Here is an 11,357-nt window from a genome sequence, read left to right as displayed (position 1 = left end):
CGCGTGGAACGCGCCCCGGCCGTGGCGGGCCGGCTCGGACGATCCGGGACACGATCTGCCGAATGGCCGATACCGGCGGAACCCGGGATCCGACAGCATGGCACCATGCTGTCACCGCCCGTGGCCGACCCCGACGAGTCCTCGCCCGGCTCCCGTCACACCGGAGTCGGCTACGCCATCGCCAGTGCGGCGGGGACCACCCACTGCGCCCCCGGCCCGTGCCCGCGCAGCAGTTGGTGGCCGAGCCGGGTGACCGTATGGATGGCATGGCTGCGGTTCCGCCTGGTGGAGATCAGGCCGGCGGCGCGCAGAACGGCAGTGTGCTGGCTGACCGCGGCACTCGACACACCCAGCCGTTCCGCCAGCTCGGTGTTCGTGCAGCCCTCCTTGAGCGCCTGCAGCGCGGCGGCCCGAGTCCGGCCCATCAGTGCTGCCAGGCTCTCCAGCTGTCCGGGCTGCCTGTCGACCCGTCCGTCGGCAGTCCCTCCCAGCAGATGGACGAGTTCGTCGCTGTGCGGCCGGTCCGGGAAGAACAGCTGCGGCGCCTCCTTGCCGTTCGACCGTGAACCGGGCACCACGACATGGCCGGGTCGCGCAAGGAACAGGGATGGTGACAGGACGAGCCCCTCCCCGCACAGGTGCAGTTCGCCGGACTTGAATCCCGAGATCTCCAGAGCGGGCGCGCTCCACCGGATGCCGGGCCCGAGACTGTCCAGCAGCACCTCCACACCATCGCGGCACATGATGTCGCGCATGGTGTCGCGGGCCGCGTCCAGGTGCGTCCGGACCGAACTCCAGTGGGGCGCGACGGCCAGGCGGAAGAAGTCACGCATGGCCGCCAGGACCTGCAGCTGGGACGTACTCATTTCCGCACGGAACGCCGTCCCTGAGCGCTCCGTGCCGCTACAGAGCTCAATCAGCTGCTCGGAGTCGGCCTCGTATCGCATCAGCTGCCCGACGCGCCCTGTTCGAGGGTCGCGCTGGGCGAGATGTCGGTGCACGCTTCGACGCCATGGGTGAAACCCTTCTTCCTGTTCTTCCCGGAACGCCTCGAAGGCGAAGACGTTCTCGATGGCCGGGGTCTCCGACTCGCCGATTCTGATTCGCGCCAGATCGGCCGTGGTCAGAACGATGCGGAACATGAGGAAAGCACTCCTATGGGGGGAGGAAAAGTGCTCTTCGTCGAGAAGCGCACGTGGCGGGGTGGGCAGGTCGCACTTGCGCCGATCAACCGTCGGTTCTCCAGCGGCCTACTTGCGCTTGAGGATCCGGACGGCGCCTTCGCGCGTCCGGGCTCTGATCGAGCGCTCGGCCGATGGCACGTCCCGGAGCTCCACCTGCACGTCGCCTCCGTCCTTCCCTGAGGCTGATACGTGGTAGGGCGCAGGCGGGTCCGGCAGCTCCACCGAAATGTCCCCGACGTCGGAGTCGACGACGACCTGACTCGGCACGGCGGCGAAGGAAAGGGAGACCGGCGCTCTTCGCGTGGAGGCCACGACGTCGGCGGATCGGGCTTCACGCACGCCGATCCGTCCGCTCTCCGAACTGAGACGGAGCGGTCCGAGCGATCCCTCGACCGTGATGTCTCCCGTCCGAGTGGAGATCCAGGCCGGACAGCACATGCCCACCGCGGTCACGGATCCCGGAGACGTCACGGTCACCTCGGTCCCGGCGGGGATCTGGACCACGTAGTCCACACGGCAGTTGACGGGGATGCCGGTGCACTCGGCGGCAAGGCGGAGCGTGCTGCCCGTCAGCTCCCAGGAGGAGTGCCCGGCCTTGGCGGCCGAGCCGGCCAGCTCCCTGGAGACCGCGAGGGAGTCTCCGGGCCCGTGCTGCAACCGCACGCGGCCGTCTCCACTCAGCACGACGGCAAGGCGTGTGCCCGTGAACGCGAACAGGCGGTGATCGTTCCGGGGCGAGGCATCAAGGTCATCCAGCACACGTACGCTCAGAAGCGCTACCACGGCACCCGTGACCAGCAACGCCAAAACGATTCGTCCCCCCGTTCGCTCAGACATGCTCACCAGCGTTTCAAGCGAGCGCTCCCAGCGGTATCAGCCGTTCGGCAGATTGTGCGGTCCCGATTCCTCGCTTGTACTGTCCAGCGGCAACACCAGCGCGACCCGCCACCCGCACGGGTGGTGCGGGCCGGCGGTGAGCGCTCCCCCCAGTTCCCCTGCGCGCTCGGAGAGACTGCTGATGCCGGTTCCACCGGTCCCGGTCGGGCGTTCCACCGCGAGCCCGGCGCCGGGGCCGGGTGCGTCGTCGACGACGGTGACATGCAGCTCCGGCGAGCCCGTGGAGGTCGCGCAGCGTATCCCGATCACCACCCGGGACGCGGTGGCCGCGTGCCGCCGCACGTTGGTGAGCGCCTCCACGATCACCCGGTACCCCAGCCTGCTGGCCTCGTGCGGAATGCGCGCCGCGGCCTCCTCCGGCACGTCCAGTACGGCCTTGGGCGCGCCCGTACGGTTGAACCTCGCCACCAGGGAGGCCAGTTCGCTCAGGTCCCGCCTGGGCGCGTCGGACTGCCGCGGGACCGCGCCCGACTCCTGCGCGGCATCGTTCCCGGCGGTCAGCTCCGGCCGCCGGACAGCCTCAAGGGCGCGCCTGCGCTCCTCGGCCGCCGGGACCTCGGCGAGCAGCTGGACCGTGTGGTCCATCGCCTTGAGTGCCTGGGCACCGGCAGCACCGATCTCGGACAGAAGCTCCAGCGCCTGCTGGGGGTCCTCCTTGGCCAGCACCTGCGCGGCTTCCACCAGGACGACGACCGCGGTGACGTCGTGGGCCGCGTAGTCGTGCAGGTCCCGTGCCAGATTCATGCGTTCGGTTCGCCGCTCGGCGGCGAGGGCCGCCCGGTTACGGGCGTCGAGCCCTCTCAGGTACAAGCCGATTCCCACCGCGACGATGGCCAGGATCGCCCAGATGAGGCAGAGCTGCAGGCTCTCACCACGGCTGGACGGTGGCACGGTGTTCAGAGCGATGCGCAGCGGCGACAGCGTGATCGCCGCCGCGAGGAACGCGGCCAGGGCGGTGGCGATCGCCGCGGGCTGCCGACGCACCCCCACGACCACGAGAATCATCAGGGCCAGCGTCTCCGCCGTCCACCAGTTCGCCGCGGCGGACCGGGCCGGGCCCTGATAGGTGAACGTGACGAGCAGCGACACCGCACCCGCGGCGGGCGCCATGGCGAGCAAGGACGCCGGCTGGCGGGGGCCCCATACGACCAGGGCCAGGGCCGAGACGATGCCGGCCGCACCGGACACGCTGATGAGCGGCCCGACGGAGCGGGTGGTGAGCAGGGCGATGGTCACCGTCGCGGCGACGAGCACCACGCACAGGACCCCGCGTAACCACGCCCACTGCCGACCGTCATCACGCGTCTGCCTCGTCACCAGGAGAAGGCTAGTGGCCGCGACTTGACCGTGCCGGTGAAAACGTCGCTTCGCGTGGTTCCACCGGCACGACGCGCGGGCGCGCGGAAGGGGCCGCCGGTACCCGGTCGCCCCTTCCGCGCAGTCCGCCTCACAGGAACGGGGCGGTTCGCGGTTCCGGTCAGACGTTGAAGCGGAACTCCACCACGTCGCCGTCCTGCATGACGTACTCCTTGCCCTCGATGCGGGCCTTGCCCTTGGAGCGGGCGTCGGCGATGGAGCCGGTCTCGACCAGGTCGGCGAAGGAGATCACCTCGGCCTTGATGAAGCCCTTCTGGAAGTCGGTGTGGATGACTCCGGCCGCCTCGGGGGCGGTGGCGCCCTTCTTGATGGTCCAGGCGCGGGCTTCCTTGGGGCCGGCCGTCAGGTAGGTCTGGAGGCCGAGGGTGTCGAAGCCGACCCGGGCGAGGGTGGCGAGGCCGGGCTCCTCCTGGCCCATGGACTGGAGGAGCTCCAGGGCCTCGGCGTCGTCCAGCTCGATCAGCTCGGACTCGATCTTGGCGTTCAGGAAGATCGCCTCGGCCGGGGCGACCAGCTCGCGCTGGGCGTTCTTGAAGTCCTCGTCGGCCAGCTCGGCCTCGTCCACGTTGAAGACGTAGAGGAAGGGCTTGGCGGTCAGCAGGTGGAGGTCGCGGATCGGGGTGGTGTCGAAGCCGGCCTCGAAGAGGGTCTTGCCGGTCTCCAGGATCGCCTGCGCGGCCTCGGCGGCGGCCAGCACGGGGGCGGTGTCCTTCTTGAGGCGCGCCTCCTTCTGGAGCCGCGGCAGGACCTTCTCGATGGTCTGGAGGTCGGCCAGGATCAGCTCGGTGTGGATGGTCTCGATGTCGTCCTTGGGCGACACCTTGCCGTCCACGTGCACCACGTCCGGGTCGGTGAAGGCGCGCACGACCTGGCAGATCGCGTCCGACTCGCGGATGTTGGCGAGGAACTTGTTGCCCAGGCCCTCGCCCTCGCTGGCGCCGCGCACGATGCCGGCGATGTCGACGAAGTCGACGGTGGCCGGGAGGATGCGCTGGGAGCCGAAGATCTCGGCGAGCTTGGCCAGCCGCTCGTCCGGGACGCCGACCACGCCGACGTTCGGCTCGATGGTGGCGAACGGGTAGTTGGCCGCCAGCACGTCGTTCTTGGTCAGGGCGTTGAACAGGGTCGACTTGCCGACGTTCGGCAGGCCGACGATTCCGATCGTGAGCGACATGAAGCGCAGTCCCGTGGGCTTGGAGGAGTTGGGTCGGCACCGTACGGGCCGACCCCCAAGTCTACGGGCAGCCCCCGCCCTGCCTCACGGCACCGGCGGCTTCGGCGGCTCGGCCGTGCCGAGCACGCCGGAGCGGAACGCGCGGCACCCGTCCTCGGGACCGGCCGGGATGTCGAGCCGGACGTGGTCGAAGCGTTCGGACGTGAAATCGGTCATGCTGTTCCCCCGTGAAGAGACCCGCAAACAGATCCGGTGATCGTCGTGCGTCGACTCGGCCGGGCAGGTCAGCGCACCTGAGTGACGATCACATCACCACTCCGTCCGAAGACACGGGGCAAGACCTGAACGGTCCATTACACAGTGTGGCGATGATCGGACCGTACGTTGGGCGGGTGGAGCAGAGCATCCGTACCCAGCCGCCAGGGCCCAGACGCCGTCCGCCGACCGGCGCGGCCGCAGCCACCGTCCCCGGTCCAGGCCGGCCTCCCGAGAGCGCCGGAGCCCCGGGCTCCCGGCAGCGCCCGGCGGCCGGCCCGCCCGCCACCGCCCGCCCGCCCGGCCCTCGGCTGCGCCTGCGCCTGCCGTTGCGCGGACGCGGGCGCGGCAACCAGCAGCTGTACGGGCGGCGGCGCACCGGTCGGCCGACCCGGCTGACGGCCGTCGGCACCGGGGTGGTCGCCGTCCTGGCGACGCTCGCGGTGGCGGGCGTGGACCGGCTGCTCTTCGGCGGCCTGGGCTGGCTGTTCGGCCTCGGCTACCTGGTGGTCTGCTTCCAGCTGGCCGTCCGGGTGCGCTACGCCGACCTGCTGGCCGCACCGATCAGCGGGCCGATCGCCTTCGCCCTCGCACTGCTGCTGCTGGAACCGGTGAGCTCCTCGGGCGTCACCGCCCAGGTGGTGTCGTTGGCGACCGGGCTGGCACTGCGGGCCGGCTGGCTGTTCCCCGGCACCGGGTTGGCGGCGCTGATCGTGCTCGCCCGGTTCGTCGCCCAGCGCCGGATCCACCGCTCCCGCTGAGGCCGCTCCCGCGAGGCCGGCCCTCAGCCCTCCGTCCGGGCCGCCGCCATGGCGGCTCCGACGATGCCCGCGTCGTTGCGCAGCTCCGCCGGCACCACCCGCGCCGGGCGGTGCTTCAACAGCGGCAGGAACCTCTCGTGCTTGCGGCTCACCCCGCCGCCGATCACGATCAGCTGCGGCGAGAACAGCATCTCCACCAGGTCCAGGTACTCGTCGACCCGCCCCGCCCACTGCTCCCAGTTCAGCCCGTGCCGCTCCTTGGCGGCCGAGGAGGCCCGGCGCTCGGCGTCCTTGCCGCGCAGCTCCAGGTGGCCCAGCTCGGTGTTGGGCATCAGCGTGCCGTCCACGAACAGGGCGCTGCCGATGCCGGTGCCGAAGGTGAGCACCAGGACCACGCCCGCCTGGCCCCGCCCGGCGCCGTGCGTCAGCTCGGCGAGCCCGGCCGCGTCCGCGTCGTTCAGAACGGTGGCGGGCATCCCCAGTGCCTCGCGGAAGAGGCCCGCCGCGTCCAGGCCGACCCAGCCCTTGTCCACGTTGGCCGCCGTCCTGGTGCGGCCGTCGACCACCACGCCGGGGAAGGTCAGCCCGACCGGGCCCTGGTGGTCGAACTGCCGGACCACCTCGCAGACGGCGGCGACCACTGCCTCGGGGGCGGACGGCTGCGGGGTGAGCACCTTGTAGCGCTCCTCTGCGAGCGTGCCCCGGGCGAGGTCGACGGGCGCGCCCTTGATCCCCGAGCCGCCGATGTCCACGCCGAATACCGCAGTCATCTCGTCCACCCTCCGCCGTCGGCCGCGGACCACTCGTCCACGGCCTGTGATTGTCCACAGCCTGTGCACAAAACTACGAGAGTGCGCCCGGGCGCGCACAGCAGGCGGCCGCACAGCAGAAGGCCCGGCACCCCCACGGGGGTACCGGGCCTTCCGGGCAGCGTCAGAGCTTGCCCGCCGCCTCGGCGCGCAGGTCGCGGCGCAGCTCCTTGGGCAGCGAGAAGGTCAGGTGCTCCTCGGCGGTCTTGACCGTCTCGACCGTGTCGTAACCGCGTGCGGCCAGGAACTCCAGCACGCCGTCGACCAGGATCTCCGGCACCGAGGCGCCGCTGGTCAGGCCGACCGTGGTGACGCCCTCCAGCCACTCCTCGCGGATCTCCTCGGCGAAGTCCACCAGGTGGGCGGCCTTCGCTCCGTACTCCAGGCCCACCTCGACCAGGCGGACGGAGTTGGAGGAGTTCTTGGAGCCGACCACGATCAGCAGGTCGGTCTCCGGGGCCAGCTGCTTGACCGCGACCTGACGGTTCTGGGTGGCGTAGCAGATGTCGTCGCTGGGCGGGCTGACCAGCTCCGGGAAGCGCTTCTTCAGCTCGCCGACGGTGGCCATGGTCTCGTCCACGGACAGGGTGGTCTGGGACAGCCAGACGACCTTGGACTCGTCCCGGACCTGCACGTTGGCGACGTCCTCGGCGCCGTCCACCAGGTGGATCCGGTCCGGGGCCTCGCCCATGGTGCCGATGACCTCCTCGTGGCCCTCGTGGCCCACCAGCAGGATGTCGAAGCCCTCGTCGGCGAAGCGCACGGCCTCCTTGTGCACCTTGGTGACCAGCGGGCAGGTCGCGTCGATGGTGGCGAGCTTGCCGGCCCGAGCCTCGTCGTGGACGGACGGGGCGACGCCGTGCGCGGAGAAGACCACGATCGAGCCCTCGGGCACCTCCTCCGTCTCGTCGACGAAGATCGCGCCCTTCTTCTCCAGGGTCTGCACCACGTACTTGTTGTGGACGATCTGCTTGCGGACGTAGATGGGTGCCCCGTACTGCTCCAGGGCCTTCTCCACGGCGATTACTGCGCGGTCGACTCCCGCGCAGTAGCCCCGGGGGGCGGCGAGCAGGACACGGCGCTGCGCGGTCTTGGACATGGCTCCATCGTACGGGCGGCCGCAGCCGTCGCCCGCCCTGTCGGCGCCTCCCGACGGAAGCCCCCCGACGGCGGACACTTTCCGTGCGGACCAGGTCAACAGCGCTCAGAATATGGTGTCTATGAGCTCTGTGAGCGAGCAGGCAGCGCCGAGCGGCCTGCGCCGCAGCCTGGGCGTCCGCGATCTGATGGTCTACGGACTGCTGTTCATCGCCCCGATGGCCCCGGTCGGCGTGTTCGGCGTGCTGGACGCCAGGAGCCACGGCGCCGTCGCCACGGTGTACCTGGCCGCGACGGTGGCGATGGGCTTCACCGCCTTCTCGTACGCCCAGATGGTGCGCGCGGTGCCGCAGACCGGCTCGGTGTTCGCCTACGCGCGGGCCGGGCTGGGCGAGGGCCCGGGCTTCGTCGCCGGGTGGATGGCGATGCTCGACTACCTGCTGATCCCCGCGGTGGCCTACCTGTTCTCCGGGATCGCGCTGAACTCCCTGGTGCCCGACGTCTCGCGCTGGGTCTGGACGGCGCTCGCGGTGGTGGTGACCACCGGGCTCAACCTGGCCGGGGTGCGGACGGCGGCGGCGGTCGGTTTCGCGGTGCTCGCGATGGAGATCGTGGTGCTGGTGGTGTTCGTGGCCGCGGCCGTGGTGGCACTGGCCCAGGACGGCGCCCGGCGCGGCTGGGACACCCCGTTCACCGCCGTCGGGGACTTCTCGCTGACCGCGGTGATCTCGGCGGTGTCCGTCGCGGTGCTCTCCTACCTGGGCTTCGACGCGATCGCCACCTTCGTGGAGGAGGCGGTCGGCGCCTCGGCGGCGGTGGCCCGGGCGGTGCTCTGGTGCCTGGCGCTGGCCGGCGCGCTGTTCGTCGTCCAGACGTACCTGGCGGCGCTGCTGGAGTCGACGGCCCCGCAGCAGCTGGCCGCCGACCCGGCCGCGCAGGGCTCGGCCTTCTACGACACCGTGGAGGGCGGCGTCGGGCACTGGCTGCACGTGCTGGTGGCGGCCGCCAAGGCGATCGGCGCGGCCTTCGCGGCCCTGGCCGGGCAGGCGGCGGCCGGGCGGCTGGTCTTCGCGATGGGCCGGGCCGGGAGGCTGCCGCGCTTCCTCGGCTCGGTCGACCCGGCCGGCGCGGTGCCGCGCCGGGCGCTGCTGACGGCCGCGGTGATCACGATGGTGGCGGCGGTCTGGGCGGCCGACCGGGACAACGGGCTGGACCAGCTCACCTCGGTGGTGAACGTGGGCGCACTGACCGCCTTCGCGCTGCTGCACGCCTCGGTGATCGGCTGGTACGTGGTGCGGCACGGCTCGCGGCGGTGGCTGCTGCACCTGGTCGTACCGGTGCTGGGCATCGCGGTGATCGGGGCGGTGGTGTACGAGGCCGCGGCCACCGCGCGGCTCGTCGGGCTGGTCTGGCTGGTGGTCGGCCTGGTGGTGCTCGCCGTCCAGGGCGGCGCCCGCGGCGGTCTCGGCCGTGTCGGCGGACGCCGCTAGCCTCGTACGCATGGCCAACACCAGCTCCCCCGAAGCGCCGCTCCCGGTCGGCAAGGTCTCCGCGCTGATCGGCGGCTGGATCGACCGGCTCGGCGCGGTCTGGGTGGAGGGGCAGATCACCCAGCTCAGCCGCCGCCCCGGCGCGGGCGTGGTGTTCCTGACCCTGCGCGACCCGCAGGCCGACGTGTCGCTCACGGTGACCTGCTTCCGCTCGGTGTTCGACCGGGTCGCGGACGTGGTGCAGGAGGGCGCGCGGGTCGTCGTGCACGCCAAGCCGGAGTGGTACGCGGCGCGCGGACAGCTGTCGATGCGCGCCTCGGAGATCCGCCCGGTGGGCCTCGGCGAGCTGCTGGCCCGGCTGGAGCAGCTGAAGCGGCGGCTCGCCGGGGAGGGCCTGTTCGCGGCCGAGCGCAAGAAGCCGCTGCCGTTCCTGCCGCAGTGCGTCGGGCTGGTGACCGGACGCGGCTCGGCGGCCGAACGGGACGTGCTGGAGAACGCCCGGCGGCGCTGGCCGGCCGTCCGCTTCGAGGTGCGCAACGTCCCGGTGCAGGGGGTCAGCGCGGTGGAGCGGGTGAGCGCGGCCGTGCGGGAGCTGGACGAGCACCCCGAGGTGGACGTGATCGTCGTGGCCCGCGGCGGCGGCAGCGTGGAGGACCTGCTGCCGTTCTCGGACGAGGGCTTGGTGCGGCTGGTCGCGGCCGCCCGTACGCCGGTGGTGAGCGCGATCGGGCACGAGCCGGACCAGCCGCTGCTGGACTTCGTGGCCGACCTGCGCGCCTCCACCCCGACCGACGCGGCCAAACGGGTGGTTCCGGACGTCGGCGAGGAGCTGGCCAGGATCCGCCAGCTGCGCGACCGCGCCCGCCGGCACGTGCTGTCCCGGGTCGAGCGCGAGCAGCACGGGCTGGACGGGGTGCGCAGCCGTCCGGCGCTGGCCGCCCCGCACCGGATGCTGGACGGGCGCGGGCAGGAGGTGGAGGGCCTGCTGGAGCGGGTCCGGCGCACCCTGCGGCACCGGCTGGACCACGCGCAGAGCGACCTCGGGCACACCCTGGCCCGGGTGGTGGCGCTCTCCCCGGCCGCCACCCTGGAGCGCGGCTACGCGGTGCTCCAGCGGACGGACGGCACGGTGGTGACCGACCCGGCGCAGGTCGCGCCCGGCGAGGGGCTGCGCGCCCGGGTGGCGGGCGGCGGCTTCGACGTCACGGTGGCCGACGAGGGATAGCGACCGCGGGGGACGGCGCCGGCGGGGGTGGCGCTGTCCGTCCCACCCCCTACGCTGGCACGCATGGCAGAGCAGCAGGAACAGCAGGACGCGGCGGCGGCAGCGGCGGCGGCGCCGAACCCGGACGACGCGCTGGGCTACGAGCACGCCCGGGACGCGCTGCTGGAGGTCGTCCGGCAGCTGGAGAACGGCGGGACGTCGCTGGAGGAGTCGCTGGCCCTGTGGGAGCGCGGCGAGCAGCTGGCGAAGGTGTGCCAGCGCTGGCTGGACGGCGCCCGGGCCCGGCTGGACGCCGCGCTGGCCGCCGAGGAGGGCGCGACCCCGGGCGGAGAGTGAGGCGGGTCACACCCGCTTGGGGAATCGTTGAATATTCATCTATGTTGGGGGAAGTGACCGGCTGCGGCCGGCCATACCGACGAACCCCCCTTCCGCATGAGGTGCAGAAGCATGACCACCGACGCCCTGGTACTCGACGCCGCCGCTCAGGACCTGCTGTTCCGTGAGGCCCGCACCGCGAACACCTTCACCGACGAGCCCGTCTCCGAGGAGCAGGTCCAGGCCATCTACGAGCTGGTGAAGTTCGGCCCGACCGCCTTCAACCAGCAGCCGCTGCGCGTCGTCCTGGTCCGCTCGGCCGAGGGCCGCGAGCGCCTCGTCCAGCACATGGCGGACGGCAACAAGGCCAAGACCGCCGCCGCCCCGCTGGTCGCCATCCTCGCCGCGGACAACGAGTTCCACGAGGAGCTGCCGACCCAGCTCCCGCACTTCCCGCAGGCCAAGGACATGTTCTTCTCGGAGCGCAGCGTCCGCGAGCAGTCCGCCACGCTGAACGGCGCCCTGCAGGCCGCCTACTTCATCATCGGCGTGCGCGCGGCCGGCCTGGCCGCCGGCCCGATGACCGGCTACGACGCCGAGGGCCTCAACAAGGAGTTCTTCGGCGACGGCGAGCACTCGGTGCTGGCCGTGGTCAACATCGGCAAGCCGGGCGAGGACGCCTGGTTCCCGCGTTCGCCGCGCCTGGCCTACGACGAGGTCGTCACCACGGTCTGATCCGCCCCGCGCGAAAGGGCCCCGCACCGGTTCGTCC

12 protein-coding genes are annotated in these 11,357 nt (G+C 72.0%); 5 read left to right on the top strand and 7 right to left on the bottom strand.

All coding sequences use genetic code 11. The features are described from left to right. Positions 1–170: 170 nt before the first annotated feature. The 5 genes from ACFU7Y_RS29330 to ACFU7Y_RS29310 form a co-directional block, all read right to left on the bottom strand. Positions 171–1,142: a winged helix-turn-helix domain-containing protein gene (locus ACFU7Y_RS29330; RefSeq protein WP_224279908.1), complete on the bottom strand. Its 972-nt coding sequence runs from the start codon at positions 1,140–1,142 to the stop codon at positions 171–173. A gap of 108 nt (positions 1,143–1,250) precedes the next feature. After that, complete coding sequence (locus ACFU7Y_RS29325) at positions 1,251–2,021, bottom strand: hypothetical protein (RefSeq protein ID WP_224279907.1); 771 nt, start codon at positions 2,019–2,021, stop codon at positions 1,251–1,253. Between the two features lie 36 nt (positions 2,022–2,057). After that, positions 2,058–3,338: a sensor histidine kinase gene (locus ACFU7Y_RS29320; protein WP_380770201.1), complete on the bottom strand. Its 1,281-nt coding sequence runs from the start codon at positions 3,336–3,338 to the stop codon at positions 2,058–2,060. Between the two features lie 220 nt (positions 3,339–3,558). Beyond that, positions 3,559–4,632 (bottom strand): redox-regulated ATPase YchF, encoded by a 1,074-nt coding sequence (gene ychF, locus ACFU7Y_RS29315; protein ID WP_224279905.1) that lies wholly within the window; start codon positions 4,630–4,632, stop codon positions 3,559–3,561. Between the two features lie 84 nt (positions 4,633–4,716). Further along, positions 4,717–4,848 (bottom strand): hypothetical protein, encoded by a 132-nt coding sequence (locus ACFU7Y_RS29310; RefSeq protein WP_374119963.1) that lies wholly within the window; start codon positions 4,846–4,848, stop codon positions 4,717–4,719. A 152-nt stretch (positions 4,849–5,000) separates the two neighbouring features. Here ACFU7Y_RS29310 and ACFU7Y_RS29305 point away from each other — a divergent pair, with 152 nt between their 5' ends. Beyond that, the gene (locus ACFU7Y_RS29305; RefSeq protein ID WP_380770200.1) at positions 5,001–5,648 is read left to right on the top strand and encodes a DUF6542 domain-containing protein; all 648 of its coding nucleotides are present in this window, start codon (positions 5,001–5,003) and stop codon (positions 5,646–5,648) included. Between the two features lie 23 nt (positions 5,649–5,671). On the opposite strand, the gene ppgK is transcribed toward ACFU7Y_RS29305, so the two are convergent. Beyond that, positions 5,672–6,418, bottom strand: coding sequence for a polyphosphate--glucose phosphotransferase (gene ppgK / locus ACFU7Y_RS29300; protein WP_224283182.1), 747 nt, complete (start codon positions 6,416–6,418; stop codon positions 5,672–5,674). Between the two features lie 163 nt (positions 6,419–6,581). Next, positions 6,582–7,556, bottom strand: a complete 975-nt coding sequence (locus tag ACFU7Y_RS29295; protein WP_224283183.1) for a 4-hydroxy-3-methylbut-2-enyl diphosphate reductase — start codon at positions 7,554–7,556, stop codon at positions 6,582–6,584. 121 nt (positions 7,557–7,677) lie between these two features. Here ACFU7Y_RS29295 and ACFU7Y_RS29290 point away from each other — a divergent pair, with 121 nt between their 5' ends. The 4 genes from ACFU7Y_RS29290 to ACFU7Y_RS29275 all read left to right on the top strand — a co-directional run bounded on the left by ACFU7Y_RS29290 (position 7,678) and on the right by ACFU7Y_RS29275 (position 11,320). Next, positions 7,678–9,045: an APC family permease gene (locus ACFU7Y_RS29290; RefSeq protein ID WP_224283184.1), complete on the top strand. Its 1,368-nt coding sequence runs from the start codon at positions 7,678–7,680 to the stop codon at positions 9,043–9,045. Positions 9,046–9,055: 10 nt separating this feature from the next. Then, positions 9,056–10,270 (top strand): exodeoxyribonuclease VII large subunit, encoded by a 1,215-nt coding sequence (gene xseA, locus ACFU7Y_RS29285; protein WP_380770199.1) that lies wholly within the window; start codon positions 9,056–9,058, stop codon positions 10,268–10,270. A 63-nt stretch (positions 10,271–10,333) separates the two neighbouring features. After that, on the top strand, positions 10,334–10,606 hold the full coding sequence (locus tag ACFU7Y_RS29280; protein ID WP_380770197.1) for an exodeoxyribonuclease VII small subunit: 273 nt from the start codon (positions 10,334–10,336) through the stop codon (positions 10,604–10,606). 111 nt (positions 10,607–10,717) lie between these two features. After that, positions 10,718–11,320, top strand: coding sequence for a malonic semialdehyde reductase (locus tag ACFU7Y_RS29275; RefSeq protein WP_380770196.1), 603 nt, complete (start codon positions 10,718–10,720; stop codon positions 11,318–11,320). Positions 11,321–11,357: the final 37 nt, after the last annotated feature.

It is taken from the genome of Kitasatospora sp. NPDC057542, assembly GCF_042801945.1.
Taxonomy (GTDB): domain Bacteria; phylum Actinomycetota; class Actinomycetes; order Streptomycetales; family Streptomycetaceae; genus Kitasatospora.
The sequence above is the reverse complement of the archived record's forward strand: the minus strand, read 5'-3'. Positions and strand labels throughout refer to the sequence as shown.

Bases quoted from the DNA above. Each gene is read 5' to 3' on its own strand.
- ACFU7Y_RS29290 (WP_224283184.1), top strand. From the start codon at position 7,678: ATGAGCTCTGTGAGCGAGCAGGCAGCGCCGAGCGGCCTGCGCCGCAGC.
- xseA (WP_380770199.1), top strand. From the start codon at position 9,056: ATGGCCAACACCAGCTCCCCCGAAGCGCCGCTCCCGGTCGGCAAGGTC.
- ychF (WP_224279905.1), bottom strand. From the start codon at position 4,632: ATGTCGCTCACGATCGGAATCGTCGGCCTGCCGAACGTCGGCAAGTCG.
- ACFU7Y_RS29310 (WP_374119963.1), bottom strand. From the start codon at position 4,848: ATGACCGATTTCACGTCCGAACGCTTCGACCACGTCCGGCTCGACATC.
- ppgK (WP_224283182.1), bottom strand. From the start codon at position 6,418: ATGACTGCGGTATTCGGCGTGGACATCGGCGGCTCGGGGATCAAGGGC.
- ACFU7Y_RS29275 (WP_380770196.1), top strand. From the start codon at position 10,718: ATGACCACCGACGCCCTGGTACTCGACGCCGCCGCTCAGGACCTGCTG.
- ACFU7Y_RS29295 (WP_224283183.1), bottom strand. From the start codon at position 7,556: ATGTCCAAGACCGCGCAGCGCCGTGTCCTGCTCGCCGCCCCCCGGGGC.
- ACFU7Y_RS29330 (WP_224279908.1), bottom strand. From the start codon at position 1,142: ATGTTCCGCATCGTTCTGACCACGGCCGATCTGGCGCGAATCAGAATC.
- ACFU7Y_RS29305 (WP_380770200.1), top strand. From the start codon at position 5,001: ATGATCGGACCGTACGTTGGGCGGGTGGAGCAGAGCATCCGTACCCAG.
- ACFU7Y_RS29325 (WP_224279907.1), bottom strand. From the start codon at position 2,021: ATGTCTGAGCGAACGGGGGGACGAATCGTTTTGGCGTTGCTGGTCACG.
- ACFU7Y_RS29280 (WP_380770197.1), top strand. From the start codon at position 10,334: ATGGCAGAGCAGCAGGAACAGCAGGACGCGGCGGCGGCAGCGGCGGCG.